The organism is Pseudomonas sp. RW409, assembly GCF_003184125.1.
Taxonomy (GTDB): domain Bacteria; phylum Pseudomonadota; class Gammaproteobacteria; order Pseudomonadales; family Pseudomonadaceae; genus Aquipseudomonas; species Aquipseudomonas chlororaphis_I.
On sequence record NZ_QHHP01000021.1, the window covers coordinates 387,560 to 412,965 of the forward strand.

At 61.4% G+C, this 25,406-nt stretch carries 30 protein-coding genes and 1 pseudogene; 14 read left to right on the forward strand and 17 right to left on the reverse strand.

All coding sequences use genetic code 11. The features are described from left to right. Positions 1-52: 52 nt before the first annotated feature. Complete coding sequence (locus DK261_RS10510; protein ID WP_110175686.1) at positions 53-709, reverse strand: thiopurine S-methyltransferase; 657 nt, start codon at positions 707-709, stop codon at positions 53-55. Between the two features lie 101 nt (positions 710-810). Between DK261_RS10510 and DK261_RS10515 the strand changes: the two genes are divergently transcribed. Then, positions 811-1,578, forward strand: a complete 768-nt coding sequence (locus DK261_RS10515) for a class III extradiol ring-cleavage dioxygenase (RefSeq protein ID WP_028683060.1) — start codon at positions 811-813, stop codon at positions 1,576-1,578. Positions 1,579-1,690: 112 nt separating this feature from the next. Here DK261_RS10515 and DK261_RS10520 read toward each other — a convergent pair. Then, positions 1,691-3,398, reverse strand: a pseudogene (locus DK261_RS10520) (DEAD/DEAH box helicase). Positions 3,399-3,483: 85 nt separating this feature from the next. Between DK261_RS10520 and DK261_RS33175 the strand changes: the two are divergent. Together DK261_RS33175 and DK261_RS10530 are read left to right on the forward strand one after the other, a co-directional pair. After that, the gene (locus DK261_RS33175; protein WP_164485202.1) at positions 3,484-3,819 is read left to right on the forward strand and encodes a hypothetical protein; all 336 of its coding nucleotides are present in this window, start codon (positions 3,484-3,486) and stop codon (positions 3,817-3,819) included. Next, complete coding sequence (locus DK261_RS10530; protein WP_009050118.1) at positions 3,785-4,576, forward strand: crotonase/enoyl-CoA hydratase family protein; 792 nt, start codon at positions 3,785-3,787, stop codon at positions 4,574-4,576. Before DK261_RS33175 ends, DK261_RS10530 begins: the two co-directional genes overlap by 35 nt. A 77-nt stretch (positions 4,577-4,653) precedes the next feature. Here the strand turns inward: DK261_RS10530 and DK261_RS10535 are convergent, their stop codons facing one another. Further along, complete coding sequence (locus DK261_RS10535; protein WP_009050119.1) at positions 4,654-5,409, reverse strand: spermidine synthase; 756 nt, start codon at positions 5,407-5,409, stop codon at positions 4,654-4,656. Positions 5,410-5,571: 162 nt separating this feature from the next. Here DK261_RS10535 and DK261_RS10540 point away from each other — a divergent pair, with 162 nt between their 5' ends. Beyond that, positions 5,572-6,918, forward strand: coding sequence for a class II 3-deoxy-7-phosphoheptulonate synthase (locus DK261_RS10540; RefSeq protein WP_009050120.1), 1,347 nt, complete (start codon positions 5,572-5,574; stop codon positions 6,916-6,918). Between the two features lie 50 nt (positions 6,919-6,968). On the opposite strand, the gene DK261_RS10545 is transcribed toward DK261_RS10540, so the two are convergent. Further along, on the reverse strand, positions 6,969-8,180 hold the full coding sequence (locus DK261_RS10545) for a winged helix-turn-helix domain-containing protein (protein ID WP_101283061.1): 1,212 nt from the start codon (positions 8,178-8,180) through the stop codon (positions 6,969-6,971). Positions 8,181-8,244: 64 nt separating this feature from the next. Then, positions 8,245-8,466: a DUF1127 domain-containing protein gene (locus tag DK261_RS10550; protein WP_009050122.1), complete on the reverse strand. Its 222-nt coding sequence runs from the start codon at positions 8,464-8,466 to the stop codon at positions 8,245-8,247. Between the two features lie 97 nt (positions 8,467-8,563). Here DK261_RS10550 and DK261_RS10555 point away from each other — a divergent pair, with 97 nt between their 5' ends. Then, positions 8,564-9,418, forward strand: coding sequence for a LysR substrate-binding domain-containing protein (locus tag DK261_RS10555; RefSeq protein WP_162184990.1), 855 nt, complete (start codon positions 8,564-8,566; stop codon positions 9,416-9,418). Here the strand turns inward: DK261_RS10555 and DK261_RS10560 are convergent. Beyond that, complete coding sequence (locus DK261_RS10560; protein WP_038577195.1) at positions 9,408-10,157, reverse strand: sulfite exporter TauE/SafE family protein; 750 nt, start codon at positions 10,155-10,157, stop codon at positions 9,408-9,410. The genes DK261_RS10555 and DK261_RS10560 overlap by 11 nt on opposite strands. 108 nt (positions 10,158-10,265) lie before the next feature. On the opposite strand from DK261_RS10560, the gene DK261_RS10565 reads away from it, so the two are divergent. From DK261_RS10565 to DK261_RS10580, 4 genes are all read left to right on the forward strand, one after another. After that, positions 10,266-11,216, forward strand: a complete 951-nt coding sequence (locus DK261_RS10565) for a LysR family transcriptional regulator (protein WP_016704328.1) — start codon at positions 10,266-10,268, stop codon at positions 11,214-11,216. A 75-nt stretch (positions 11,217-11,291) separates the two neighbouring features. Continuing rightward, entirely contained in the window at positions 11,292-11,753 is a 462-nt protein-coding gene (locus DK261_RS10570) for a MarR family winged helix-turn-helix transcriptional regulator (protein WP_007931403.1), read from the forward strand. Positions 11,754-12,032: 279 nt separating this feature from the next. Further along, the gene (locus DK261_RS10575) at positions 12,033-12,452 is read left to right on the forward strand and encodes an organic hydroperoxide resistance protein (protein WP_110175687.1); all 420 of its coding nucleotides are present in this window, start codon (positions 12,033-12,035) and stop codon (positions 12,450-12,452) included. Positions 12,453-12,493: 41 nt separating this feature from the next. After that, positions 12,494-13,507 carry an alpha/beta hydrolase gene (locus tag DK261_RS10580; protein WP_016704330.1) on the forward strand — a complete coding sequence of 338 codons (1,014 nt, stop codon included), beginning with the start codon at positions 12,494-12,496 and terminating at the stop codon, positions 13,505-13,507. Positions 13,508-13,586: 79 nt separating this feature from the next. On the opposite strand, the gene DK261_RS10585 is transcribed toward DK261_RS10580, so the two are convergent. Beyond that, positions 13,587-14,159 (reverse strand): elongation factor P, encoded by a 573-nt coding sequence (locus tag DK261_RS10585; protein WP_007931398.1) that lies wholly within the window; start codon positions 14,157-14,159, stop codon positions 13,587-13,589. Between the two features lie 48 nt (positions 14,160-14,207). Next, entirely contained in the window at positions 14,208-15,341 is a 1,134-nt protein-coding gene (earP, locus tag DK261_RS10590) for an elongation factor P maturation arginine rhamnosyltransferase EarP (protein WP_016704331.1), read from the reverse strand. Between the two features lie 122 nt (positions 15,342-15,463). On the opposite strand from earP, the gene DK261_RS10595 reads away from it, so the two are divergent. Then, positions 15,464-15,859 carry a hypothetical protein gene (locus DK261_RS10595; protein WP_016704332.1) on the forward strand — a complete coding sequence of 132 codons (396 nt, stop codon included), beginning with the start codon at positions 15,464-15,466 and terminating at the stop codon, positions 15,857-15,859. Between the two features lie 14 nt (positions 15,860-15,873). Continuing rightward, positions 15,874-16,356, forward strand: coding sequence for an elongation factor GreAB (locus tag DK261_RS10600; protein WP_009050129.1), 483 nt, complete (start codon positions 15,874-15,876; stop codon positions 16,354-16,356). 10 nt (positions 16,357-16,366) lie between these two features. Here DK261_RS10600 and cysB read toward each other — a convergent pair whose 3' ends face one another. The 5 genes from cysB to DK261_RS10625 all read right to left on the reverse strand — a co-directional run bounded on the left by cysB (position 16,367) and on the right by DK261_RS10625 (position 20,319). Beyond that, positions 16,367-17,341: an HTH-type transcriptional regulator CysB gene (gene cysB / locus DK261_RS10605; RefSeq protein ID WP_007931387.1), complete on the reverse strand. Its 975-nt coding sequence runs from the start codon at positions 17,339-17,341 to the stop codon at positions 16,367-16,369. 112 nt (positions 17,342-17,453) lie between these two features. Next, a complete protein-coding gene (locus tag DK261_RS10610) occupies positions 17,454-17,954 on the reverse strand; it encodes a universal stress protein (protein WP_110175688.1) in 501 nt (166 codons plus the stop codon). A 93-nt stretch (positions 17,955-18,047) separates the two neighbouring features. Then, positions 18,048-18,953 carry a 5'-nucleotidase gene (locus tag DK261_RS10615; RefSeq protein WP_110175689.1) on the reverse strand — a complete coding sequence of 302 codons (906 nt, stop codon included), beginning with the start codon at positions 18,951-18,953 and terminating at the stop codon, positions 18,048-18,050. A gap of 23 nt (positions 18,954-18,976) precedes the next feature. Continuing rightward, positions 18,977-19,933 (reverse strand): putative 2-dehydropantoate 2-reductase, encoded by a 957-nt coding sequence (locus DK261_RS10620; RefSeq protein WP_016704335.1) that lies wholly within the window; start codon positions 19,931-19,933, stop codon positions 18,977-18,979. Continuing rightward, the gene (locus DK261_RS10625; protein ID WP_009050133.1) at positions 19,933-20,319 is read right to left on the reverse strand and encodes a co-chaperone YbbN; all 387 of its coding nucleotides are present in this window, start codon (positions 20,317-20,319) and stop codon (positions 19,933-19,935) included. The genes DK261_RS10620 and DK261_RS10625 overlap by 1 nt, the downstream gene beginning before the upstream one ends. Here DK261_RS10625 and DK261_RS10630 point away from each other — a divergent pair. Both DK261_RS10630 and DK261_RS10635 read left to right on the forward strand, forming a co-directional pair. Then, positions 20,318-20,761, forward strand: coding sequence for a PilZ domain-containing protein (locus DK261_RS10630; RefSeq protein WP_009050134.1), 444 nt, complete (start codon positions 20,318-20,320; stop codon positions 20,759-20,761). The genes DK261_RS10625 and DK261_RS10630 overlap by 2 nt on opposite strands. Positions 20,762-20,892: 131 nt before the next feature. After that, positions 20,893-21,969 carry a 3-deoxy-7-phosphoheptulonate synthase gene (locus DK261_RS10635; protein ID WP_009044963.1) on the forward strand — a complete coding sequence of 359 codons (1,077 nt, stop codon included), beginning with the start codon at positions 20,893-20,895 and terminating at the stop codon, positions 21,967-21,969. Positions 21,970-22,029: 60 nt separating this feature from the next. On the opposite strand, the gene DK261_RS10640 is transcribed toward DK261_RS10635, so the two are convergent. Further along, complete coding sequence (locus tag DK261_RS10640; RefSeq protein ID WP_007931380.1) at positions 22,030-22,311, reverse strand: GNAT family N-acetyltransferase; 282 nt, start codon at positions 22,309-22,311, stop codon at positions 22,030-22,032. Positions 22,312-22,986: 675 nt separating this feature from the next. Here DK261_RS10640 and oprI point away from each other — a divergent pair. After that, on the forward strand, positions 22,987-23,238 hold the full coding sequence (oprI, locus tag DK261_RS10645; protein WP_003448337.1) for an outer membrane lipoprotei OprI: 252 nt from the start codon (positions 22,987-22,989) through the stop codon (positions 23,236-23,238). Positions 23,239-23,364: 126 nt separating this feature from the next. On the opposite strand, the gene DK261_RS10650 is transcribed toward oprI, so the two are convergent. The 3 genes from DK261_RS10650 to DK261_RS10660 form a co-directional block, all read right to left on the reverse strand. Beyond that, on the reverse strand, positions 23,365-24,333 hold the full coding sequence (locus tag DK261_RS10650; RefSeq protein ID WP_009044964.1) for a L,D-transpeptidase family protein: 969 nt from the start codon (positions 24,331-24,333) through the stop codon (positions 23,365-23,367). Between the two features lie 116 nt (positions 24,334-24,449). Further along, a complete protein-coding gene (locus DK261_RS10655; RefSeq protein WP_007931378.1) occupies positions 24,450-24,743 on the reverse strand; it encodes a hypothetical protein in 294 nt (97 codons plus the stop codon). Between the two features lie 56 nt (positions 24,744-24,799). Next, complete coding sequence (locus tag DK261_RS10660; RefSeq protein WP_009050135.1) at positions 24,800-25,405, reverse strand: arylesterase; 606 nt, start codon at positions 25,403-25,405, stop codon at positions 24,800-24,802. Position 25,406 lies beyond the last annotated feature (1 nt).

Here is a 25,406-nt window from a genome sequence, read left to right on the forward strand (position 1 = left end):
CAAAAAAGGGCGACCCGGGTCGCCCTTTTTTATTGCCTGTGGAAACCGGAACTCAGCGCACCAGCAAGCGATAGACCCGCTCTTCGAGGCGGGTCACGCCGCCCTGGAGAAACTTCCAGCTCTCGCCAAGAATGTCCCGCTCCTCCTCGACCCGCAGCTGCCAGCGTTTACCGAGCAAGGCCTTGACCTCGTCATCGAGCACGGCGAAAGGTGGCCCCGCCATCAGCGCCTGGTCGTAATCCAGGGTGACCAGCAGCCCCTGGCAGCCCTGGGGCAGGATGGACTGCAAATGCGCCGCATACCGCTCGCGCATCTCCGGCGGCAAGGCGATCAACGCCGCCCGGTCGTACAACGCCTGGCAGTCGGCGACATCCGTGGTCCGCAGGGCAAAAAAGTCGCCGCACCAGAGCTGGATCGGACCGTACTCATAGACCTTGAACCCACCTCGAAGGCTGACCTGCGGCTGCAACTGCTGTTCGCTGAAAAAGTCCTGGATGGCCTTCTCCGACAACTCGATACCCAGCACCTGATGGCCCTGACTGGCCAGCCAGCTCAGGTCCAGGCTCTTGCCGCACAGCGGCACCAGCACCCGCGAACCCGGCGCCAGCTCCAGTTGGGGCCAGTAGCGTTGCAGATAAGGATTAACCTCGGACAAATGGAAGCCGATCTGATTCTGCTCCCACCGTTTGTGCCAAAACTCCGGCTGCATAAATCACCCTGAAATTCGATCAAAAACCACAAAAACTTATATTAGATTTAGATCAATGATCTGATTGAAGATGGTGCATCTTAACGCTCAGGACCTTATTCATGCTCCCTAGCCTGTTTATCTCCCACGGATCGCCGATGCTTGCCCTGGAACCCGGCGCCAGCGGCCCGGCCCTCGCCCGCCTGGCCGCCGAGCTGCCACGTCCCAAGGCCATAGTGGTGGTATCGGCCCACTGGGAAAGCCAGGACCTGCGGGTCAATAGCAACCCGCAACCGCAAACCTGGCATGACTTCGGTGGTTTCCCCGCGGCGCTGTTCGCCGTGCAATACCCGGCCCCCGGCCAGCCTGAACTGGCGGAACAGGTGGTGCAGCTGCTCAGGGCCGACGGCCTGCCGGCGCAGCTCGACGACCAGCGCCCATTCGATCACGGGGTCTGGGTGCCGCTGTCGCTGATGTACCCACAGGCGGACATTCCGGTGGTCCAGGTTTCCCTGCCCAGCCGAATGGGCCCGGCCTTGCAGACTCAGGTCGGCCATGCCCTGTCCAGCCTGCGACAACAAGGGGTGCTATTGATCGGCTCGGGCAGCATTACCCACAACCTGCGCGAACTGGACTGGCACGCCGGCCCGGAAAGCGTCGAGCCCTGGGCCAAGGCTTTTCGCGACTGGATGATCGAGAAACTCGCCGCCAACGACGAAGCCGCGCTGCACGATTACCGTCGCCAGGCACCGAATGCCGTGCGCAGCCATCCCAGCGACGAACACCTGCTGCCGCTGTATTTCGCCAGAGGCGCCGGCGGCGACTTCAGCATCGCCCATCAAGGCTTCACCATGGGCGCGCTGGGCATGGATATCTATCGCTTCGGTTGATGCCACTGTCGGGCATGAAGCCTGGCGAGCCCTACCGGATCAAAACACCAGGCAAAAAAAATCCCCGCACCAGGCGGGGATTTTTTCGTTCAACCGATCAGCTCAACGCCGATCAGTCTTCGCGATAGCGACGCAGCTTCAGCTGCTTGCCGGCCACGCGAGTGTCCTTCAGTTTGGTCAGCAGACGCTCCAGACCTTCCTCCGGCAGCTCGACCAGGCTGAAGCTGTCACGCACCTGGATGCGACCGATGGCTTCGCGGGCCAGGCCGCCTTCGTTGAGGATGGCGCCCAGCAGGTTCTTGGCCGCGATACCGTCACGCGCGCCCAGCGCAGTACGGCAACGGGCACGACCTTCAGCCAGAGGCATCGGTGCACGACGCTCACGCTCGCCGCGATCAGGACGATCGCCGGAACGTTCAGGACGGTCGCCACGTGGCGCGCTATTCGGCACCAGTGGGCGTTCCTTCTCGATCGCTGCCAGGTTCAGCGCCTGACCGTTGGTGGCCTTGCGCAGCAGGGCCGCGGCCAGGGCACGCGGGCTGCAACCGATATCGGCGGTCAGGCGATCGAGCAGATCACCGTGGGTCGATTCAGCGTCAGCCACCAGCGGCGACAGGCTGTTGGTCAGCTTCTTGATGCGCGCATCGAGAACGGCTTGGGCGTCCGGCAGACGAACCTCGGCCACCTTCTGACCGGTTACACGCTCGATCACTTGCAGCATGCGGCGCTCGCGTGGAGTCACCAGCAGCAGCGCACGACCTTCGCGACCGGCACGGCCGGTACGGCCGATACGGTGCACGTAGGATTCCGGGTCGTACGGCATGTCCACGTTGAATACGTGGGTGATGCGCGGTACGTCCAGGCCACGGGCGGCAACGTCGGTCGCCACAACGATGTCCAGGCGGCCATCCTTGAGGGAGTCGATCACGCGCTCACGCTGGTTCTGGGCGATGTCGCCGTTCAGCGCAGCGGCCTTGTAGCCTTTGGCTTCCAGGGCACTGGCCAGGTCCAGGGTCGCTTGCTTGGTGCGCACGAACATGATCAGGGCGTCGAAATCTTCCACTTCCAGCAGGCTGAGAACGGCAGAAGTCTTCTGGTCAGCGTGAACCAACAGGTGAGCCTGTTCGATCGCGGTGACGGTCTGGGTCTTGCTCTGGATCTTGACGTGTTTCGGGTCCTTCAGGTGACGCTCGGCGATCGCACGGATCGACTGCGGCAGGGTGGCCGAGAACAGTACGGTCTGGCGGGTTTCCGGCATGGCCTTGAAGATCACTTCCAGGTCATCCATGAAGCCCAGCTTGAGCATTTCGTCGGCTTCGTCGAGAACCAGGTGGTTCACGGTCGCCAGGACTTTTTCGTCGCGACGCAGGTGGTCGCACAGACGGCCCGGAGTGGCGACAACGATCTGTGCGCCATTACGGATTGCTTTCAGTTGTGGGCCCATCGGCGCGCCGCCGTAGACAGCCACAACAGTTACGCCCGGCATTTGCTTGGCGTAGGTTTCGAAAGCGGTTGCAACTTGCAGCGCCAACTCACGGGTTGGGGCCAGGATCAGAGCTTGCGGCTCGCGCTTGGACGGATCAATGCGGTGCAGGATAGGCAGGGCGAACGCGGCGGTCTTACCGGTACCGGTTTGCGCCTGGCCAATCATATCGTGACCGGCGAGGATGATCGGGATCGACTGCTGCTGAATGGCCGAAGGCTCTTCATAGCCGGTAGCGACTACTGCAGCGACAATATTGGGATGAAGTTCAAGAGCGGCGAAGCCGCCGATTTCCTGGGTCATGGGTCTGCCTCTAAGTGCATCCGCAAAGACCCATGCTCCAAAGCTGCGCATGCCGTGTAAGACTCAAGAGTCACCCTGGCAGCTTTGTCGGCGGGGATTTGCGAAAACGATTGAAAGAAATGAACGTCAAGGATAGTCCGCGCAGCGGACAAGCAGCCGAAGCTGACTTCGGGGAATTGCATCACCTAAACGAGGCCCGGTTAAAGGCCGGCGCGCACTATACCGGAATTACTCAAAAAAGGGAGTTTTTTTTATCGGAAAAACCCGCTGAATACCTAGTTGTCACAGGCTTTGCGGATAATCCGGCAAAGGTCTATTTTGCACAGGCCCACGCCTGTCGGGGGATGACGCTTAAACGGTTCATCTTGCCGGCCGATACCGTCGGTCCGAGACACTCTTTACCGTCCGAGGAAATGCCCCATGAGCCAGCCCAGTTGCAGTCGCGTCAGCCGTGAACAACGTGGTCATCTCTTCCTCATCGGCCTGGACCGGGTCGCCAAGCGCAACGCCTTCGACCTGCAGTTGCTCGATCAACTCAGCCTGGCCTATGGCGAGTTCGAGGCCTGTGCCGAAGCCCGCGTCGCCGTGGTGTTCGGCCATGGCGAGCACTTCACCGCGGGGCTGGACCTGGCCAATGTCGGAGCCAAGCTCGCCAAAGGCTGGCAAGCGCCGGCCGGCGGTTGCGATCCCTGGGGCGTCTTCGCCGGGCCACGGGTCAGCAAACCGGTAATAGTCGCGGTGCAGGGCTACTGCCTGACCATAGGCATCGAGCTGATGCTGGCGGCGGATATCAACCTGTGCGCCAGCAATACCCGCTTCGCCCAACTGGAAGTGCAACGCGGCATCTTTCCGTTCGGCGGCGCCACCCTGCGCCTGCATCAGATCGCCGGCTGGGGCAACGCCATGCGCTGGTTGCTCACCGGCGACGAATTCGACGCCCATGAAGCCCTGCGCCTGGGGCTGGTGCAGGAAGTCATGGCCAGCGAAGACCTGCTGCCCCGCGCCCTGGCTCTCGCCGAGCGGATCGCCAGCCAGGCGCCGCTGGGGGTTCAGGCGACCCTGATGTCGGCCCGACAAGCCCGGCTCGAAGGGGAAAGCGCGGCGGCGCAGGGGCTGCCGCCGCTGGTGAAGAAGCTATTGAACAGCGAGGACGCCAAGGAAGGTGTACGAGCGATGGTCGAGAAGCGGCCGGGGGTGTTCAAGGGGTGTTGAGCGGTCCGGACAGGTGACGAATGTGAGGCCTTATCGCGGGCAAGCCTCGCTCCTACAGATGCGCTCGGCCAACCGACTCAGGTCGCCGGCCGAATGCACTTGATCAACGACTGCAACGAATAGCCCAGGCGCGGCGCCAGCGCCTCGGCCCGGGCGCTCAGGCCGTCCATGTCCAGATCCTGGTCCAGGTCGGACGGCACGATCAGAATCACGTTGCCCTCCTTCACCGGCAGCTCCCAGTAATGCCGGTGGTAAAGCCCACGCAGCAAGGCCGCCCCCAGTGGCTTGCCATCGTCGGTGGCCCACTGGTTGATCACCAGCCAGCCGCCCGGGTTGAGGCGCTTCTGGCAGTTTTCCAGGAAGCCCCAGGCCAGGTGCCCGACGCCCGGTCCGACGTCGGTATACAGGTCGACGAAAATCAGGTCCGCCGACTCGGCGCTGTCCAGCAGTTCGAGCGCATCGCCGACCCGGATATAGAGACGCGGATCGTCATCCAGCCCCAGGTACTCGATGGCCAGGCGCGGTACGTCGGGGCGCAACTCGATGGCCTCGACATCTTCCAGCGGCAAGAACTTGAGGCAGGCCTGGGTCAGGGTGCCAGCGCCCAGGCCGAGAAACAGCGCACTCTCGGGCTGTTCATGGCACAGCGCACCGATCAGCATGGCCCGGGTGTAGTCGTACTCCAGCCAGCTCGGGTCGGCGGTAAACACGCAGCTCTGCTCGATGGCATCACCAAATTCGAGGAAGCGGTAATCCGCCACTTCCAGTACCCGAATCATGCCGAACTCATCGTGCACTTCGGCGAGCAGGCGCTCGACGCGCTCCTCAGTCATCTCTTCTCCTAGCCGCGACGGGGCTCAACCTCGCCGTCGCGATAAACCGGCCGCTCGGCGCCGAGCGGGAAAGGCGCGATTGTCCGCGAACCAGCGGGAACAGGTCACGCACTAATTGCTGATAACATGCCTGTCCGACCTTAAAAAACACCCGAGTCCGTGATGAGCCAACCCTGGAGTCCTGACAGCTGGCGCGCCCTGCCGATCCAGCAACAACCCGCCTACCCCGACGCCGCCCACCTGTTGCAGGTCGAGCAGACCCTGGCCAGCTACCCGCCGCTGGTGTTTGCCGGCGAAGCCCGCGAGCTGCGCCGCCAGTTTGCCGAGGTGACCCAGGGCCGCGCCTTTCTGCTGCAGGGCGGCGATTGCGCCGAGAGCTTCGCCGAGTTCTCCGCGGCGAAGATCCGCGACACCTTCAAGGTCCTGCTGCAGATGGCGATCGTCATGACCTTCGCCGCCGGCTGCCCGGTGGTCAAGGTCGGGCGCATGGCCGGCCAGTTCGCCAAGCCGCGTTCGGCCAATGACGAAACCATCAATGGCGTGACCCTGCCGGCCTACCGCGGCGATATCGTCAACGGCATCGGCTTTGACGCAAAAAGCCGGGTGCCGGACCCGGACCGCCTGCTGCAGTCCTATCACCAGGCCACCGCCACCCTGAACCTGCTGCGCGCCTTTGCCCAGGGCGGTTTTGCCGATCTGCACCAGGTGCACAAATGGAACCTGGACTTCATCGCCAACTCCGCCCTGGCCGAGAAGTACAGCCAGCTGGCCGACCGCATCGACGAAACCCTGGCCTTCATGCGCGCCTGCGGCATGGACAGCTCGCCGCAGTTGCGCGAGACCAGTTTCTTCACCGCCCACGAGGCGCTGCTGCTGAACTATGAAGAAGCCTTCGTCCGTCGCGACAGCCTGACCAACGACTATTACGACTGCTCGGCGCACATGCTGTGGATCGGCGACCGTACCCGCCAGCTCGACGGCGCCCACGTCGAATTCCTGCGTGGGGTGAATAACCCGATCGGGGTCAAGGTCGGCCCGAGCATGAACACCGAGGAGCTGATCCGCCTGATCGACATCCTCAACCCGGACAACGATCCGGGCCGCCTGAACCTGATCGTGCGCATGGGTGTGAACAAGGTCGGCGACCATCTGCCGCAGTTGATCCGCGCGGTGGAAAGCGAAGGCAAGAAGGTGCTGTGGAGCTCCGACCCGATGCATGGCAACACCATCAAGGCCAGCAGCGGTTACAAGACCCGGGATTTCGCGCAGATCCTCAATGAGGTGAAACAGTTCTTCCAGGTCCACGAAGCCGAGGGCAGTTATGCCGGCGGTATCCACATCGAGATGACCGGGCAGAACGTCACCGAGTGCATCGGTGGCGCGCGGCCGATTACCGAAGATGCCTTGTCGGATCGCTACCACACCCATTGCGACCCACGGATGAACGCCGATCAGTCGCTGGAGCTGGCGTTCCTGATTGCCGAGACCTTGAAACAGGTCAAGCGTTGAACCTGTAGCGCTCGATCATCCAGGAAACGCTGCTGGATGATCGACGCGCTTCAAAGAAACCCTCGCAAGCGCTGGGCGCTGGCCCTCGGGCAATTGAGCTGGACGTCGGCCAGCCCCAACCAATTGGCCATATCCCGCAAGTTGCTCGCCAGCGCCTGCATGCCCTGCTCGTCCAGCCCCTGCTCTTCCTCATGCACGGCATGCACCGCCAGGCGTCCCTGCGCCCTTTCTGCCCGCAGGTCGACCCGCGCGGCGATCCGTTCGTGGTGCAAAAACGGCAACACGTAATAGCCATACACCCGCTTGTGCTGCGGCGTGTAGATCTCCAGCCGATAGCGGAAATCGAACAGGCGCTCGGTGCGGCTGCGCTCCCAGATCAGCGAATCGAAGGGAGAAAGCAAGGCACTGGCCGGCACGCTACGCGGCACCTTCACCTGCGGCAGGCAATAGGCCGCTTGCTTCCAGCCTTCCACCTCGCAGGCCAGCAACTCGCCGCCTTCCAGCAACTCCGCCAGGCGTGCCCGGCTGTCTGCCGGTTCCAGGCGAAAGTAATCGCGCAGATCCTTCTCGGTGGCCACGCCCAAGGCACTGGCGGCATGCAACAGCAAACCGCGCTGGGCGTCGGCCTCGCTGAGCGGCGAATGTTGCAGGACGCTCGAAGGAATCACCCGCTCCGGCAAGTCGTACAAACGCTCGAATCCACGCCGACCGGCGACCGTCACCTCACCGGCGGCGAACAGCCATTCCAGCGCGTGCTTCTCCGCGCTCCAGTCCCACCAGGGGCCGGCGCGTTCCTCGCGGGTAGACAGGCTGCCCGCGCCGAGGGCGCCCTGTTCCTCGACCGCGGCCAGGACCCGGCGGATAGTCGCCTGCTGCTCCTGGCCGAAACGCGCCAACTGCTGGTAGATCCCCTGCCCCTGGCTGGCCCGCTGCATGCGCCAGCGCATCAGTGGGTACAGCGACAGCGGCAGCAACGAGGCTTCGTGCCCCCAGTACTCGAACAACGTGCGTTGCCGGCCCTGGCTCCAGGCGGCCTGGTCCAACAGTTGCGCGGGATAGTCGCCAAGGCGGGAAAACAGCGGCAGGTAGTGCGAACGCACCAGGGCGTTGACCGAATCGATCTGCAGGATGCCCAGGCGCGCGATCAGGCGATTGACCTGTGCCGGCCTGATCGTCGCAGGCAGCGGCCGCCCGGAAAAACCTTGGGCGGCCAGCGCCAGACGCCGAGCTTGCTTGAGGGAAAAGGACAGTTCTGCGGGCATGGCAATCTCCTTGTCTGCCCGCAAACTACCTCAGTGAGAAGTGGCTTGTGTAGCGCTTTGACATTCACTTGTGCATCGGATCGTCCCAGAACGGCCGCACGGTCTCCCGTTCCACATCCGCGCGACTGAGGCCGATATCCTTCAGCGCTTCGTCACTCATGCCGGCCAGCATGATCCGTTCACGGTGCAGCTCATGCCAGCGGACAATCCTCTGCAGCAGATGCCGCACGGAAATGCCATGCCATGCAAATCGGTGAGCCAGTACAAAACCTTTTTGACCTTTCATCGTCTTGCCCTCCAGTGGGGATGGCTCAAGTCTCCACCCGGGGCTAAGATCAATCCAACGAATGTTTCTTATGCAATACATCTCGGAGTTTGATGAATTGTCCAGCTACCCAAGCATTGATACCGAGGTCCTGCGCACCTTCGTCGCCATCGCCGATCAGGGCGGTTTCACCAAGGCCGGGGAGCAGGTCAATCGCACCCAGTCCGCGGTGAGCATGCAGATGAAGCGGCTCGAGGAAGATGTGCTGCAACGCCAGCTGTTCCAGCGTGAGGGCCGGCAAGTGCGCCTGACCGCCGAAGGCCAGGTGCTGCTGGGTTACGCGCGGCGCATCCTGAAACTGCACAGCGAGGTGTTCAATACCCTGCGCGAGCCGCACATGGTCGGCACCGTGCGCATCGGTACGCCGGACGATTACGTGATGCGTTTTCTACCGGGGATCCTGTCGCGTTTTGCCCAGGCTTACCCTTTGATCCAGATCGAAGTGCATTGCGAGTCGTCCAAGCAACTGCTGCTGCGCCAGGACCTGGACCTGTCCATCGTCACTCGCGAGCCGGGCAGCGAAATCGGCCAGTTGCTGCGCAAGGAGCGTTTCGTCTGGGCCGAGGCCCAGGGCTTCTGTCCCCACGAACAGACGCCGCTGCCCCTGGCGATGTTCAACAGCGATTGCTTCTGCAGACAGTGGGCCTGCAATGCGCTGGACGCCGCCGGGCGCGACTATCGCATTGCCTATAACAGCTCCAGCCTGGCCGCCCTGATGGCCGTGGTCAGCGCCGGCCTGGCGATCACCGCGCAACTGGAAAGCCTGATCACCCCGGACATGCGCATCCTGGGCGCCGCCGAAGACCTGCCCCAACTGCCCGAAGCCAGCATCATGCTGGTGCGCAACCTCAACACGCCCTCGCCCATCACCGAATGCCTGGCCGAGCACATAGTCGAAGGCTTCAAACTTTAAAGGCGAGCATCACCGCACAGACCACCAGGAAACCGCAGAACAGCCCGCGCAGCATTCGCTCGGGCAGCGCGTGGGCGATTTTCACCCCCCAACTGATGCTCAGCAGACCACCCGCCGCCAGCGGCAGACCGATCATCCAGTCCACTTCCTGATGCACTCCGTAGGTCACCAGCGTTACCCCGGTGCTGGGCAAGGCCAGGGCCAGCGACAACCCCTGGGCGACCACCTGGGTGGTGCCGAACACGCTGGTCAGCACCGGCGTGGCAACCACCGCGCCACCGACCCCAAACAGCCCGCCCATGGTTCCGGAAGCTGCACCCAGCACACCGAGCCACGGCCAGGGGTAACGCATCTGCGCCGAAGCCGGGACATTGGCCAGGAACATGCGCAGCAGGTTGTAGGCCGACAAGGCCACCAGGAACGCGACGAAGCCGATCCGCATGACCTGGGCATCGATGCCCACCGCCCAGATCGAACCGAGCCAGGCAAAACAGAAACCCATCAAGGCCAATGGCAGCGCATGCCGCGCCTCGATCCGGTTGCGCTGGTGATAGCGCCACAACGCGAGCATCACGTTAGGAACCACCATCACCAACGCCGTGCCCTGGGCGATCTGCTGGTCCAGCCCGAACAGCACACCCAGCACCGGAATCGCGATAAGGCCGCCGCCGATCCCGAACAAGCCGCCCACCGTGCCCAGCGCCGCGCCCAACACCACATACATCGCTAAATCGATCACCGCCGCTCTCCTCACCTCAGGCCTTGCATGCTACGCAGTCGGCTCTGGTGCGGAAACGCACAGCAACGCACAATGGCTTTGCCAATTTCGCACAGGCAAATGCCCGCCATGAACCCCAACGCCCTCACCGACCAGCTCGGCCTGTTTCTCGATGTCCTGGAAGCCGGGAGTTTTTCCGCCGCCGCGCGCCGGCATCCCTTGACCCCTTCGGCGGTGGCCCGGCGTATCGACAGCCTGGAAAACGCGGTCGGCAGCAAGCTGTTCATGCGCACCACCCACGCGGTGGTGGCGACGGCGGCTGGCCAGGCCTTCGCCGAACGCGCCCGGCGCATCGTCGCCGAACTGCAACTGGCCCGGGCGGAAGCCGTGTCCTTGAGCCATGCGCCGGAAGGCCTGATCCGCATCGACGCGCCCGCGGCGTTCGGCCGGCGACACCTGGCGCCGGCCATCGCCGATTTCCTGATGCTCTATCCGGGGCTGGATGTGCAGTTGCACCTGATCGACAGCTTCGTCGACATGCAGGGCTCGCACCTGGGCAAGGTCGACCTGGTGCTGCGCGCCGGGCAAAGGGTCGATACCCGCATGGTGGCGACGTCACTGGCAAGCATCGTGCGCATCGCCTGTGCCAGCCCGGCCTACCTCAAGCTTCGCGGCACTCCGGTCCATCCCGCCGAGCTGAGCCAGCATGATGGCCTGGACTGGGACGGCCTGGCTCCGCTGTTCGCCTGGCGCTTCGAACTGGACGGGCAATTGCAGACTCACCGCCCACAACGCATCCGCCTGAGCGCCAACAATGCCGAGGCCCTGTTGTCCGGAGCCCTGGCCGGGCTGGGCATCGCCCACCTGCCGACCTGGCTGGCCAGCGAATACCTGTTGCGCGGGGAGCTATTGCCGCTGTTCTGCGAAACCGGCCTGCCCAAACCGGAAAGCGCCGGTATCTATGCTTTGCGCCTGGAACAGCACACCAACGCCCGCAGCCGTCTGTTGCTGGAATACCTGAAGACTCGCTTCAGCCCGATTCCGCCATGGGATCTGGCCCTGCAGAGCGCCATGGGCTGAGAGCCGGCGAGAATTATCTGGCGCATTAAAGATTCGCCCGCTAGATTCAGGGCGAGTATCGATCAAGGCCCGACCATGAACACCAAAGGCTCCACCCCGGAAAAATGCGACGATCTGCTGCTGGATAACCAGCTGTGCTTCGCCCTGCACTCGACTTCGCTGCTGATGACCAAAGTCTATAAACCGCTGCTGCAGGAGCTGGGCCTGACTTATCCCCAGTACCTGGCGATGATGGTGCTCTGGGAGCAGGACGGCCTGACCGTCGGCGAAATCAGCAGCCGCCTGCTGACCGATCCCGGTTCATTGACGCCCTTGCTCAAGCGCCTGGAGGCCGAGGGATTGCTGAGCCGTACCCGCAGCCGCGAAGACGAACGGGTGGTGATCATCGAGCTGACCGAGCAAGGCCGGGCCCTGTATGACCGGGCGCGCGGCGTTCCCCAATGCATCCTCGGCGCCAGCGGCCTGACCCTGGAACAGCTGCGCAAACTGCAGGCCGACCTGCTGAACCTGCGCGGCCATCTGCAAGACAGCCTTTAACCGCGCTCTCGCGAGCACGCCTGCCCCTCCTGCAGCAGCGCTTGCTCGCGATCCTCTCTATTTCGATGCCGCCAACAGCGTATCGACGAAAAAATTTCTCGATAAAAATATTATTTAAATCATTCGCTTAGCTAAAAGATATGGGCTTCTGGCAAGCATTTCCGAGTTTTTTTCAAAAAATTGTCTTGCGCACTAAATATTTGAGCGATACATTTATTTCGCACTTACTTAGCGCGCAAACATTTAGCGCAAAACTTCGAAACCCAAGAGGCTCACACCATGCAAACTCTCTATACCGCAGTCGCAACCGCAACCGGTGGCCGTGATGGTCGCGCCGTCTCCAGCGACAACATCCTCGACGTCAAACTCTCCACCCCCAAAGAACTCGGTGGTGCCGGCGGCCAGGCGACCAACCCTGAACAACTCTTCGCCGCCGGCTACTCCGCCTGCTTTATCGGCGCCCTGAAATTCGTCGCCAGCCAGAGCAAACGCAAGATCCCGGACAACGCCTCGATCACCGCCCATGTCGGCATCGGCCAGATTCCTGGCGGCTTCGGCCTGGACATCGACCTGCACATCAGCCTGCCAGCTCTTGAACAGAGCGATGCGCAATCCCTGGTCGAAGCGGCTCACCAGGTCTGCCCTTACTCCAACGCCACCCGCGGCAACGTCGACGTACGTCTGCACGTGACTGTCTAACCCAACTGCGCACCAGCGCCCGCACCGCCCAGGAGACGAACATGAACACTTTCAGCAAGGTCTTGACCGGTAGCCTTCTCGCCCTGTCCATCAACACGGCCTTCGCCGAAGGCGGGGTCGAACACAACACCCAGGCATTCCTCGACGCCTTGAACGCCGGCAGCGGCAAGCCGATGGAACAGATGACGCCAAAAGAGGCCCGGGCCGTGCTGGTCGGCGCCCAGGCCGGGGTCAAGCTGACGCTGCCCAAGGCGGATGTCAGCCAGAAGACCATCAAGGTCGACGGCCAAGACATCAGCCTGACCATCGTCAGGCCGGCCGGGGTGAAAGGCACGTTGCCGGTGTTCATGTTTTTCCACGGCGGCGGCTGGGTGCTGGGCGACTTCCCGACCCATGAACGGCTGGTGCGGGACCTGGTGGTGGGCTCCGGGGCGGCGGCGGTGTTCGTCAATTACACGCCGTCTCCGGAAGCTCATTACCCGGTGGCGATCAATCAGGCTTACGCGGCAACCAAGTGGGTGGCCGAGCATGGCCAGGAAATCAACGTCGACGGCAAGCGCCTGGCGGTTGCCGGCAACAGCGTCGGCGGCAACATGGCGGCCGTGGTCAGCCTGATGGCCAAGGACAAGGGCACGCCGGCGATCCGGTTCCAGCTACTGCTGTGGCCGGTGACCGACGCGAATTTCGAGACGGCGTCGTACAACCAGTATGCCGAGGGGCACTTCCTCAGCAAAAACATGATGAAGTGGTTCTGGGACAACTACACCACCGACGCCCGGCAGCGTAACGAGATCTACGCCTCGCCGCTGCGCGCCACCAGCGCCCAGCTCAAGGGCCTGCCGCCCGCGCTGATCCAGACGGCCGGTGCCGATGTGCTGCGCGACGAAGGCGAAGCCTATGCCCGCAAGCTGGACGAAGCCGGCGTGACCGTGACCTCGGTGCGCTACAACGGGATGATCCATGACTATGGCCTGCTCAACGTGGTCAGCCAGGTACCCGCAGTGCGCTCGGCGCTGCTGCAGGCCAGTGAAGAGCTCAAGCAACACCTGAAGTAAGGCTGTCACTGATCTTCGGCCACAAAAAAGCCCGACTCGATGGTCGGGCTTTTTCGTACGCGAGAATTCAAGCAGAAGCTTAAACCTTGGCGCGGCCTTTGTAGGAACCGCCTTCGCGAGTATCGATCTCGATCATGTCGCCGATTTCGATAAAGTCAGCAACCGACAGCTCGGTACCGTTCTTCAGTTTGGCAGGCTTCATCACCTTGCCCGAAGTGTCGCCGCGAGCGGAACCTTCGGTGTAGTCAACCTGGCGCACGATGGTGGTCGGCAGGTCAACGGAAACCAGACGGTCTTCGAAGAACACGGCTTCGCAAACGTCGGTCATGCCTTCTTCGATGAACGGCAGAACGGCTTCGATGTCTTCGGCGTTCAGCTCGTACATGGTGTAGTCGGTGGTGTCCATGAACGTGTAAGTGTCGCCGCTGATGAACGACAGGGTCGCTTCTTTGCGATCCAGGATCACGTCGTCCAGTTTGTCGTCCGCACCGTAAACGGTTTCGGTCTTGTAACCGGTCAGCAGGTTCTTCAGTTTGGTCTTCATGATCGCGCTGTTACGACCGGACTTGGTGAATTCAGCTTTCTGAACCAGCCAAGGATCGTTGTCGATACGGATCACGGTACCGGGTTTGAGTTCTTTACCAGTTTTCATTGCGAATATCCGAATTTGGATGGGATTTACAAAAATCTAGGCCGCGTATCATATCCAATTTAGGTAAAACTGCACCAGCGCCGCAGCAAGATCGGGCTGTGAGCCCTGTACCAGACACCACTTTTCGGCGTGAGCGGTCACTTCCGGCCAGTGTTCCAGCAGTTTTTTCCAGGCCTGTGCCATCTCGCCCCCGGCATTCCAGGCCCGCCACAGGTCGATCAGCGCCGCCTTGGCCTCTGGCGACAGCCCCTGTGTATAAAGCTCGAGAAAGGCATCGAGCTTGTCCAGGTGGATGTCTTCGTCCTGTTGATAAATGTGCCAGAGCATCGGCCGGCCGGCCCACTGTGCGCGCACGAACGAGTCCTCGCCGCGTACCGCGTTGAAATCGCAGGCCCACAGGAGCTGGTCGTATTCCTCCTGTCGGACGAATGGCAGCACCTGCACCGTCAACGCCCCACGGACCTGCACCGCACCCGCCGCCAGTGCCTCGACACCCAGCCAGTGTTGCACGTCACCAAGGATCCGACCTTCGGGAACCAGCAGATGGGTAGCCCGCGAGTCGGCAGCCAGCGCGTCCAGCCAACTGGCCAGACCGGCGTTCTCATAGGCGAATAGCGACATCAGGCGGGCGTCGGGTGCGGCAAAGACGCCCAGTCCTTCAAGGAAATGTTGCCGAGCCCGCGGATCCTGCTGAAACGCCCTGCGTCGCTCCAACAACCCCGCCTCGCGCAGCAAGCCACCGGTGCCGGCCTGAAAGCCAGGGAAAAAGAAGTACTTCTGCACGCCCTTGAACTTCACCGAGGGCAGGCCGTGGCAGCCGGTCACCCAGGCCTCGGCGCTGAGGTAATCGAGGTTCAGCCACAAAGGGGTATGTTCACGCTCGGCCATCGCCTCCATATAAGCCGGTGGCAACTGGCAGGCAAAGGCCGCGATCACCACATCCGCAGCCGCCACCGGCGACCACTCGGCCGGCCAGTGGCGCACATCGACGCCTTCCTGCCATTGCTGAGGCAAGGCGACATCGATCGGTGGACACAAACGCTCGAAGGCCCGCAGGTCATCCACCCACAGCCGCACCGCGCACTGATGCTCGGCCACCAGTTGCCGGGCCAGCCGCCAGGTCACGCCGATATCGCCGTAGTTGTCGACGACGCTGCAGAAAATATCCCAGGAGGCTTTCATTCCGGGCTCCGTTTGGCAAAAGCGCCGATTGTCCGCATAAATCGCCACAGACAGAAGAGCCAATGCCGATAATCTTCGTGCGACAATCACGGCTTGCCGACACCGCCTGCCAGGAGGCTGCCATGCCCTATCGCCCGACACCCCGTCGATCATTACGTATCAGCGTAAACGCACTTCAGCTCAGCGGCAGTATTGCCCTGGGATTGTGGCTGGGTTTTCTGGCAATCGCCCTGACCTGCTGGCTGGCCTGGCGTTTTCTGTTCGACCAGCAATTGGCGCCCGTCGCCCAGGCCGTGCAACAGCTGACAAAACCGCCCAGCACGGAGTCGGCCGCCTCCAACCGCATGTTCGAGCAATACCAGGAAAACCTGCGCAAGAACGAACAGCAGCAGGCACTGGATAATGCACGCAGCAACCTGCGCAACCAGTCCAACCCGAAATGCCAGTTCTGGTTGCAACAGGACCAGACGGCGCCGAGCGAAAAGAGCCGGGCCAACGTCCTGCAATTCTGCGATTGAGCCTGAACCTGACCATGCACAAGCCTACTGTCCACCAACTGATTCTCGACAAGCTCCGCGGCGATCTGGAGATCGCCCAGCGTGCGGCGCAGACCGCCTATGAGGCGGCGACCCACGAAGAGAACATTGCCGAAAACAAGTACGACACCCTGGGGCTGGAGGCGTCCTATCTCGCCGCCGGCCAGGCCAGGCGCGTCGAGGAAATCCGGCAGGCGCTGGCGCTCTGCCAGAACCTGACCCTGCGCCCGTACGACGAGCAGGTTGGTATCCAGGTCGGCGCGCTGCTGGGCCTCGAAGACGAAAACGGCCACGAACAATGGCTGTTCCTGGCGCCAGATGGGGCGGGGCTGAAGGTCGAGGTGGTGGGGCAACCGGTGACCGTCATCACCCCTCGTTCACCGCTGGGCAAAGGCCTGCTGGGCAAGTTCGAGGGGGATGAGCTGGAGATCGTCGTCGCGGGCGCTCGGCAACAGTTCGCGGTCACCGAGGTCAAGTGAGCCCGACGACTTAGTGGACAGGCAGTTCGACGCCGTCGAACAGCTCTTCGAGTTCCTGCTTGTTGTGGCACTGAATGGCCTTGGCCATCACTTCGCGCGTCAGATGCGGCGCGAACTTCTCGATGAAGTCGCACATGAAGCCACGCAGGAAAGTGCCACGGCGGAAACCGATCTTGGTGATGCTCGACTCGAACAGCTCGCTGGCATCCAGTACCACCAGGTCACTATCAAGCTTGGTATCGACCGCCATCTTGGCGACGATGCCCACACCCAGGCCCAGGCGTACGTAAGTCTTGATCACGTCGGCGTCGGCGGCGGTGAACACCACCTTCGGCGTCAGACCGCGATGGCTGAAGGCTTCGTCGAGCTTGGAACGGCCGGTGAAACCGAACACGTAAGTCACGATCGGGTATTCGGCGAGGGTTTCCAGGGTCAGCTTCGGCAACTTGGTCAGCGGGTGGCCCTGCGGTACCACCACGCAACGGTTCCAGCGGTAGCACGGCATCATCACCAGGTCACCGAACAGCTCCAGCGCTTCGGTGGCGATGGCGAAGTCGACGGTGCCATCGGCGGCCATTTCGGCGATCTGCATCGGCGAACCCTGATGCATGTGCAACGCCACATCCGGGTACTGCTTGATGAAGCTGCTGATCACCGGCGGCAAGGCATAACGGGCCTGGGTGTGGGTGGTGGCGATCGACAGGGTGCCCTTCTTCTCGTTGGAGAATTCCTGGGCGATCTGCTTGATGCTTTCGACCTTGCGCAGGATCTCGCCAGCGGTAGTGATGATGCGTTCGCCAGCCGGGGTGACGCGAGTCAGGTGCTTGCCGCTACGAGCGAATACCTCGACCCCCAGCTCGTCCTCGAGCAGGCGAATCTGCTTGCTGATACCCGGTTGCGACGTATAAAGGCTTTGGGCTGTAGCAGAGACGTTGAGGTCGTGGTGCGCCACTTCCCAGATGTAGCGCAATTGTTGAAGCTTCATATGAATCCCTCAAAGCAGGTAGACGCCACGGGCATCAGCGACGGTATATAACTATATTAATGGTTCGAAGAATAAATCTAGAACTTTTCTTAAGAAAATTCCAATAGCCGCGTCAGATATCTCCGAACCGTCGACGCTGCACCAAGGGCACCAGGTAAACCGGAACCTTGGCCAGTTGCAGTACCCTGGCGGCCGTCCTGCCCAATGGGGTTTCACCACCCGCCCCATGGCTGTGACTTCCTACGATCAACAAATCCACAGAGAGTTTCGACGCCTGTTCGAGAATGACTTGCGAGGGGTCCCCCTGAAAGACCCGGACCGACTGAATCAGCGCGAGATCCTGCATGCCCTCCCCCAACTCTTCGCGAAAGCTGTCGAGTACCCGTTGCTCGATATTCGCCATCACCGTGTTCAGGCCCTGACTGTGAAACTCATTCAGGGCCTGCTCGTCGAGATAACTCTGCAACACCGATTCGGCAAACAGCCCCATGGGCTCCACCGCATGAACCACGTGCAAGTCGGCATTGAATGTTCGAGCCAGCTCCAGGGCATGTTGCATCACATAGGGCGCATACAGACCGAGGTCAGTGGCATACAGCATCGAACGAATCATATGACCTCCTCGACTGCCAATATGGCGGAGATTGATTCAGCTTAGCAGTGCCAAGGCGACTACGACGTCCCGCGCAAGCCCGTGAACATTGAGCTAAACCTTGGTTTCGTTGCTGATGCCATGGGGTACATGGCCGGTGGCGACCACTTCGCGAGCCAGTTCGCAATGGCCCGCCTGATCGTCGAAGAACACATCGGCGGCGAAGGCTTCGAGAAAGGCAGCCTTCTCCAGGCCGCCCAGGAACAACGATTCGTCCAGGCGGATGTCCCATTCGCGCAAGGTCCGAATAACCCGCTCATGGGCCGGTGCCGAACGTGCCGTCACCAAGGCGGTACGGATCGGACAATCATCGTCGGGGAACTCGCGCTGCAGCAGATTGAGCGCGGCAAGGAAGCCTTTGAACAGCCCCCCGCGCAACGGCTCGCGGGCGGACTCGCGCTCCTTGGCCTGGAAGGCTTCCAGGCCACCGAGTTGATAGACCCGCTCCGACTCATCGGAAAACAGCACGGCGTCGCCGTCGAAGGCGATCCGCAGTTCGGCGCTGGCGGCGCGCCGGGCGCCACCGGAAAGAATGGTCGCCGCGGCAAACCCGGCGTCCAGTGCGCTGCGCACATCTTCGGCGTGAGTGGAAAGAAACAGGTCGCAGCCAAAGGCCGCGAGGTAGGGATAAGGGCTGCGCCCACCAACAAAAGCGGCCCGGGAAATATCCAGGCCGTAATGCTGGATCGAGTTGAAGACCCGCAGCCCTGTGTCGGCACTGTTACGCGACACCAGCACCACCTCGACCCGCGCCCGGCCGAGGCTGGCATTGAGGCTCAAGAGTTTTTTCACCAGGGGAAAAGCATCGCCCGGTTCGAGGGATTCCTCCTCGTGATCGATCTGATACTTGCGGTAGGCCTCGACCCCCTCGGCCAGATAGACCTTATGGCTTTCGCTGAGATCGAACAGGGCCCGTGACGAAATCGCCACCACCAGTTTACCGCCCAAGCCCTTTGCCATATCGCTTCCCCCCGATGCTGCGATCAAACGTTATGCCGGTCGATAAAACTCAACGTCCGATACAAGGCTTCCATTTTCGGCAGTTCGCATCCCGCTGCCCTGGCCGCGGCCAATGGCGCGGCGTAGATGGCCGACAACTCCAGCGCTCGCTTGTGCCGGTAGTCGTGGTACATACTCGGCCAATAGTCCGGCATGCTTTCGGTCACCTTGAACAAGTGCTCAGCATAGCCGTCCGGCATGCTGTGACCACAGGCCAGGGCGCCTTGCACCACTTCACGCATCAAGGCCTGAATCAGCTCGCGGCTGTCGGCATCGGCCATCAGCGGCGTGGTGCTGGCGTTGAGCAATACCGACAAACCGTTGTACGGCACGTTCCACACCAGTTTCTGCCAGCGCGCCTGCTGCAGGTTGGCCATGGCCTGGGAATCAATACTGGCCTTGCGGAATAGCGCGGCGCCCTCTTCCACTATTGCCTGGCGCTGCGATTCGTCCTGCGCGGCCGGGCCACTGTGATACCCCAGGTTCACCGCGCCCAGCGCCTGATGCTCGATCACCCCGGGCCCGGCACGGTGCACGCAGATAAAACACAGGCCGCCCAACAGATGCAGCGAGTCGGGAAGCAGGTCGCGCAAGCCGTCCTCCACATCCAGGCCATTCTGCAGTAACAGCACCTTGGCGCCAGGAGCCGCCGCACGAAGAATCGCCGGAGCCAACTCGGCGTTGCTGGTGGTCTTGGCTCCCACCAGCAGCCAATCGCAGGGCGGCATGTCTTCGGCACTGGCATAGGCCTGGACCGGGTTCAGGGTCAGCTCACCATGCACCGCGCTATGCAGTTGCAAACCCCGCTCGGTGACCGCGGCGAATTCGCTGCGCAGCAGGAAATGCACATCCAGGCCGGCTCGCGCCAGCAGCATCCCGTAGAAACCACCGATCGCTCCGGTACCGATAATGCCGATTCGCGGCGTGTGGACTGCTTCCATCAAGGCAACTCCTCTGGAATTCGATTCAGCGCCTGTGCCAGTCGCTCGCCGAGCTCGCCGGGTGTCAGGCGCGACTGCAAGGCCCCATAAAACTCACCGTCGCGCACCACGAACAGTGCCGGCAAGTGAAACACCTGATAACGCTCGACCGCGCCGCCATTGTTTCCCGCATCGATCCAGCACAACCGCTCGATCGGCAGATCGAAGCCGGGCAACTGCTGCCGGGCCCAGCGACAACTGGCGCAGCCGACGCTGGTGAATATCACCAGCGAAACACCGCTCATCGCCAACAGCCGCTGATCGATATCGAAATCAGTCAGCTCCAATTCGACCACTATACTGGGAGAAACAATGTCACATAGCCGACACTCGGAGTCCGCGTTCATGGGACGTTTCATTCCTCATCCTGACGATGTTCCGGTTGAGTTGACCTTACGCAAGCACGCATGCATTTCGCGTCAACGGTTGCACACTATCAGCCTCGGCGGCATGGCTTGCAATTATCACCGCGCCTGGCGCCGCGGCACTGCACTGGAAATCTGCATGCCCACTCTGGGTGAAAACGCCCGCTACAACGGCTATGTGGCCTGGTGCCTGCGACGCAAGCGTGGCTACCTGGTGGGGATCGCCTTCATCGACGAACAGACCCTGTTCCGTGCCCGAATGAGTGAGCAGGTGTGCCAGATCGCCCACTACTGCCACCTGCATGAGCCCCAGGCCGAGCAGCGACAGATCGAAACCCTGGCCCAGCAATGGGTCGAACAGCACGCCGCCGAGTTCTCCCACGACCGGGTTCATCAGGCTTTTATGCAGCCAGCGCTGGATTAAACCCGCCTCTGCCCATTGTCGAGCCCCGGTGTAACGCGCTAAGGTTCGGCTCCCCGACGCGCTTAAATCCGCTGTGCACCGCCGCGCGGGGATCGCTGGCGGCCGGCACCCGTGACCTGACGAGTAACACGATGGCTGATTTACCGATCAACGACCTTAACGTCGCCTCCAACGAAACCCTGATCACTCCCGACCAGCTCAAGCGCGACATTCCGCTGAGCGACGCCGCCCTGCGCACCGTGACCAAGGGTCGCGAAGTGATCCGCAATATTCTCGACGGCACCGACCACCGTCTGTTCGTCGTCATCGGCCCTTGCTCGATCCACGACATCAAGGCTGCCCACGAGTATGCCGAGCGCCTGAAAGTCCTGGCCGCCGAAGTCTCCGACACCCTTTACCTGGTGATGCGCGTGTACTTCGAGAAACCACGGACCACCGTTGGCTGGAAAGGCTTGATCAACGACCCGTACCTGGACGACTCGTTCAAGATCCAGGACGGTCTGCACATCGGTCGCCAGCTGCTGCTGGACCTGGCCGAGATGGGCCTGCCGACCGCCACCGAAGCGCTGGACCCGATCTCCCCGCAATACCTGCAGGACCTGATCAGCTGGTCGGCGATCGGTGCGCGTACCACCGAATCCCAGACCCACCGCGAGATGGCTTCCGGCCTGTCTTCGGCAGTAGGTTTCAAGAACGGCACCGACGGCGGCCTGACCGTTGCCATCAATGCCCTGCAATCGGTTTCCAGCCCTCACCGTTTCCTCGGCATCAACCAGGAAGGTGGCGTATCCATCGTCACCACCAAGGGCAATGCCTACGGTCACGTGGTTCTGCGCGGTGGCAATGGCAAGCCGAACTATGACTCGGTCAGTGTCGCCCTCTGCGAGCAGGCGCTGAACAAGGCGAAGATCAAGCCGAACATCATGGTCGACTGCAGCCACGCCAACTCCAACAAGGATCCGGCCTTGCAGCCACTGGTAATGGAGAACGTGGCCAACCAGATTCTCGAAGGCAACCAGTCGATCATCGGTCTGATGGTCGAAAGCCATCTGAACTGGGGCTGCCAGGCCATTCCCAAGGACCTGGCCGAACTGCAATACGGCGTGTCGATCACCGATGCCTGCATCGATTGGGAAAGCACCGAGAAAACCTTGCGCAGCATGCACGCCAAGCTCAAGGACGTCCTGCCTAAACGGGTTCGCACCTGATCCCGTATCGCAGACACAAAAACGCCGGGCCAAGCCCGGCGTTTTTTTTGGTGTCCCCGCTCAGAGTTTCGCGGCGTGGCGCTGATGGCGCTCCATGTAGCGCTCCACATATGAGCACGACGGAATCACCGTGTACCCCATGCGATCAGCATATTCCAACGCCTGCTCGGTCAGTGCCGCAGCAATACCACGGCCGCGCAGCGCGTTAGGCACGAACGTCCGATAAATATCCAGGGTCTGCTTACCCAGGTCCATATAGGTCAGGTAGGCACGATGACCGTCCACATTGGTCTCGAATTGATGACCAGCCTGGTCATGGTGGATGGACAACGCCTCGCTCATCACTACTCCTCGCGGGTCTTGGATTCTGACCCCTACCTTACCGATGTTTTTCCGGCGAAGGAACAACTACGCCACCCCGTGCCTGTCTGGACACCGAGCAGAGCTTGCCGCTCTCGCATGACCGAGCACGTTTCAAATAGTAGGCACCATTGGCACCAATGCTCAAGGGACGCTTGCATTCAAGCTACCGGCATCAGGCCAGTTTAGTGTCGATGCTTCCCCCGGACCTGTTCCCGGATACATGCAAAGCACTCGATCCAACCACCTGATGATCAACAACCTGAACATCGCCGGATGTTGAGATTTAAGACGAGCCCACCCATTTAAAGTCACCTCAACATGGACAAAGATGCGTGAGGCGCCCCACAGATTCTGAACAAAAGTGTAGACGAATCGATATAGATAGACTTTAGCCTACACTCCGCGAGCGCCATGCAAAGGGACTCTGCGGCAGATGCGCTTAACAAGCGCAAGCTCCCAACAGGGTGACAAGGTTGCGTATTTTTTATACAGATCGATAAAAAGTTGCTCGAAAAAGATTCAACGCCTAGAATTTTTTTTGCTTCTTGCGCTACGTCAGTTTACTTACTACAAGTAATGGGTAGTATGTACGCCGGCCATTTCATCACTCGGATGAGATAGCTACTTAATAGAAAGTCCTTGAAGGGGAACACGATGAACAACGTTCTGAAATTCTCTGCTCTGGCTCTGGCCGCAGTTCTGGCTACCGGTTGCAGCAGCGTATCCAAAGAAACCGAAGCTCGTCTGACTGCAACTGAAGACGCAGCAGCTCGTGCCCAGGCTCGTGCAGACGAAGCCTACCGTAAAGCTGATGAAGCTCTGGCTGCTGCTCAAAAAGCACAACAGACTGCTGACGAAGCTAACGAGCGCGCTCTGCGTATGCTGGAAAAAGCTAGCCGCAAGTAATAATCCCTCGGGATTGTTATCGAGCCGACCCATTTATTGGGTCGGCTTTTTTATTGCCCGGATTTTCTTGTGGCAATAAAAAACCCGTCGACACCCTGAAGCATCGACGGGTTGCTGTTCCAGCCGTTACTGCTGCATATCGATAGGCACCGCCGATACCACCGGTGCATTGGTCGGTATGGCGATCTCTACTGGCAAACCATCTTCGGCCGCCACCACGTCGCGCACTACATCCCAATTCATCCGCAGGTTATTGGCCAGGTCTTCACGCTTGAGCAAGGCGTTGATCACCGCGGTGTGTTTGTCCACGACCGACGGATTGCCCTTGTCATCGAGCGGCGTATGAGCCTCCAGATAAACTTTGCCAGCGCTGATACCGAACTTGTACGGATCGTTGAGGATGCGCACCGATGTCCCCACCGGCACCATGCTGGCCATTTCCAGGACGTTGTTGTTGAACATCCGGAAGCAGCCGTGGCTGGTTCGCATGCCGATACCGAACTTCTTGTTCGAACCGTGGATCAGGTAGCCCGGCGTGCCCAGGGTAAACTTGAATGGTCCCAACGGGTTGTCCGGCCCCGCCGGCACCACGTTCGGCAGTGGGTCACCGTCAGCCGCGTGCTCGGCCTTGATCGAGGCAGGCGGCGTCCAGGTCGGATTCGGAGTCTTGGCGACGATGCTGGTATGGGCGATCGGCGACCCCCAACCTTCCCGGCCGATACCCAGGGGGAAGGTGTACACCACGTTCCGCCCTTTCGGGTAGTAGTAGAGGCGATATTCGGCGAGGTTGATCACGATGCCTTCACGAGGTCCCGGCGGCAGGATGAAGCGCGTCGGCAACACCACTTCGGTGCCTGCGCCCGGCAACCAGGGATCGACTCCCGGGTTGGCCGCGACCATCTCGTAATAGCCCAGGTCGTAGGTCGTGCCCAGGTCGGCAAAGGTGTCTTCGTACTTGGCCTTGATCACCTGTACCTGACCGACGATATCTTCGCCCGGTGGAGGTAGAGGCAGTTCCAATGCGGCAACGGGGCCAGCCACACAGAAGGCGGCAAGCGTCAGGCAACGGGTGACGACAGGAAAGCGCGGCAACATCCGGAAAATCCTTCGCATGATCAACGAGTAAAAAAGTGATTGTACACCCGCCCCCGTGGCTGCGGGAGCGACAGCTGCATCAACGCAAGAAGGGGGCCGGGCGAGAACTTGCTGCCTTACAGTTCGAAACGCAACTCTGGCCAGATCGGCGGCGTGCCGCGCTTTTGCGATTCGAGGATTGCCCGGCACAACGGACACAGGCGCTGGTCCTGGAAAATGGTCCGGTCGACACTCGACCAGCGCGGTTGCGCAGGCAGCAAGGTGCCGCACAACGTGCGATCGGCTGAGCCGCCCAACTCCAGCTGACGCGTCACCAGATGCACCCGGACTTCCTGGCAGGCGAACAGGTCGAGCTGTTCGTCAGGCTCGATCAGTTGGTAGGCAAACAGGGACCAGGCGGGACGCGGCATCGGGGGCTCCAAATCGGGGGCGCCACATTAGCCGAAACACTGCCGGTAGAAAAGCGTCAAAGCAGCGGTTTTAGCGTCGGCCAGACATTTTCCAGCAACTTGCCCTGAGCAGCGACCGCGGGGTGGATGCCATCGGCCTGCATCAGCTCGGGATTACCGCCGACCCCTTCCAGAAAAAACGGCACCAGCGCCACGTTTTTTTCATTCGCGAGCTTGCTGTACACCTCGGCAAACGCCTGGGTGTAGCGCACGCCGTAATTGGGTGGCAGCTGCATGCCAAGCAACAGCACCTTGGCACCACTGGCCTTGGAGCTGTCGATCATCGAAGCAAGATTTTGTTGCAATTGCGTGGGCAGTTGCCCGCGCAGGCCATCGTTGCCGCCCAATTCGAGAATCACCAGCTCCGGCTTGTGCTCTGCAAGCAGCGCCGGCAGCCGCGCCTGGCCACCTGCACTGGTGTCGCCGCTGATGGAAGCATTGACCACCTCATCGTCGAAACCTTCGCTCTTGAGCCGCTGCTCGAGCAATGCCACCCACCCCTGCCGGGTATCCAGGCCGAAAGCCGCGCTGATACTATCGCCAACGATCAGGACTGTACCCGCCGCTGCGTTCTGGGCCATGCACATCAAGGCCAGGCCAGCACTCAAAAACCACACACGCATC

What these genes read in the sequence shown, in the direction of transcription:
- DK261_RS10510 (WP_110175686.1), bottom strand. Translation starts at nt 709, where the DNA reads ATGCAGCCGGAGTTTTGGCACAAACGGTGGGAGCAGAATCAGATCGGC.
- DK261_RS10515 (WP_028683060.1), top strand. Translation starts at nt 811, where the DNA reads ATGCTCCCTAGCCTGTTTATCTCCCACGGATCGCCGATGCTTGCCCTG.
- DK261_RS10545 (WP_101283061.1), bottom strand. Translation starts at nt 8,180, where the DNA reads ATGCCCGCAGAACTGTCCTTTTCCCTCAAGCAAGCTCGGCGTCTGGCG.
- DK261_RS10565 (WP_016704328.1), top strand. Translation starts at nt 10,266, where the DNA reads ATGAACCCCAACGCCCTCACCGACCAGCTCGGCCTGTTTCTCGATGTC.
- DK261_RS10640 (WP_007931380.1), bottom strand. Translation starts at nt 22,311, where the DNA reads ATGAGCGAGGCGTTGTCCATCCACCATGACCAGGCTGGTCATCAATTC.
- DK261_RS10580 (WP_016704330.1), top strand. Translation starts at nt 12,494, where the DNA reads ATGAACACTTTCAGCAAGGTCTTGACCGGTAGCCTTCTCGCCCTGTCC.
- DK261_RS10535 (WP_009050119.1), bottom strand. Translation starts at nt 5,409, where the DNA reads ATGACTGAGGAGCGCGTCGAGCGCCTGCTCGCCGAAGTGCACGATGAG.
- DK261_RS10600 (WP_009050129.1), top strand. Translation starts at nt 15,874, where the DNA reads ATGCACAAGCCTACTGTCCACCAACTGATTCTCGACAAGCTCCGCGGC.
- DK261_RS10650 (WP_009044964.1), bottom strand. Translation starts at nt 24,333, where the DNA reads ATGTTGCCGCGCTTTCCTGTCGTCACCCGTTGCCTGACGCTTGCCGCC.
- DK261_RS10615 (WP_110175689.1), bottom strand. Translation starts at nt 18,953, where the DNA reads ATGGCAAAGGGCTTGGGCGGTAAACTGGTGGTGGCGATTTCGTCACGG.
- DK261_RS10655 (WP_007931378.1), bottom strand. Translation starts at nt 24,743, where the DNA reads ATGCCGCGTCCCGCCTGGTCCCTGTTTGCCTACCAACTGATCGAGCCT.
- DK261_RS10575 (WP_110175687.1), top strand. Translation starts at nt 12,033, where the DNA reads ATGCAAACTCTCTATACCGCAGTCGCAACCGCAACCGGTGGCCGTGAT.
- cysB (WP_007931387.1), bottom strand. Translation starts at nt 17,341, where the DNA reads ATGAAGCTTCAACAATTGCGCTACATCTGGGAAGTGGCGCACCACGAC.
- DK261_RS10620 (WP_016704335.1), bottom strand. Translation starts at nt 19,933, where the DNA reads ATGGAAGCAGTCCACACGCCGCGAATCGGCATTATCGGTACCGGAGCG.
- DK261_RS10635 (WP_009044963.1), top strand. Translation starts at nt 20,893, where the DNA reads ATGGCTGATTTACCGATCAACGACCTTAACGTCGCCTCCAACGAAACC.
- DK261_RS33175 (WP_164485202.1), top strand. Translation starts at nt 3,484, where the DNA reads ATGAACGTCAAGGATAGTCCGCGCAGCGGACAAGCAGCCGAAGCTGAC.
- DK261_RS10625 (WP_009050133.1), bottom strand. Translation starts at nt 20,319, where the DNA reads ATGAACGCGGACTCCGAGTGTCGGCTATGTGACATTGTTTCTCCCAGT.
- DK261_RS10610 (WP_110175688.1), bottom strand. Translation starts at nt 17,954, where the DNA reads ATGATTCGTTCGATGCTGTATGCCACTGACCTCGGTCTGTATGCGCCC.
- DK261_RS10540 (WP_009050120.1), top strand. Translation starts at nt 5,572, where the DNA reads ATGAGCCAACCCTGGAGTCCTGACAGCTGGCGCGCCCTGCCGATCCAG.
- DK261_RS10550 (WP_009050122.1), bottom strand. Translation starts at nt 8,466, where the DNA reads ATGAAAGGTCAAAAAGGTTTTGTACTGGCTCACCGATTTGCATGGCAT.
- DK261_RS10595 (WP_016704332.1), top strand. Translation starts at nt 15,464, where the DNA reads ATGCCCTATCGCCCGACACCCCGTCGATCATTACGTATCAGCGTAAAC.
- DK261_RS10570 (WP_007931403.1), top strand. Translation starts at nt 11,292, where the DNA reads ATGAACACCAAAGGCTCCACCCCGGAAAAATGCGACGATCTGCTGCTG.
- DK261_RS10630 (WP_009050134.1), top strand. Translation starts at nt 20,318, where the DNA reads ATGGGACGTTTCATTCCTCATCCTGACGATGTTCCGGTTGAGTTGACC.
- DK261_RS10585 (WP_007931398.1), bottom strand. Translation starts at nt 14,159, where the DNA reads ATGAAAACTGGTAAAGAACTCAAACCCGGTACCGTGATCCGTATCGAC.
- earP (WP_016704331.1), bottom strand. Translation starts at nt 15,341, where the DNA reads ATGAAAGCCTCCTGGGATATTTTCTGCAGCGTCGTCGACAACTACGGC.
- DK261_RS10530 (WP_009050118.1), top strand. Translation starts at nt 3,785, where the DNA reads ATGAGCCAGCCCAGTTGCAGTCGCGTCAGCCGTGAACAACGTGGTCAT.
- DK261_RS10660 (WP_009050135.1), bottom strand. Translation starts at nt 25,405, where the DNA reads ATGCGTGTGTGGTTTTTGAGTGCTGGCCTGGCCTTGATGTGCATGGCC.
- oprI (WP_003448337.1), top strand. Translation starts at nt 22,987, where the DNA reads ATGAACAACGTTCTGAAATTCTCTGCTCTGGCTCTGGCCGCAGTTCTG.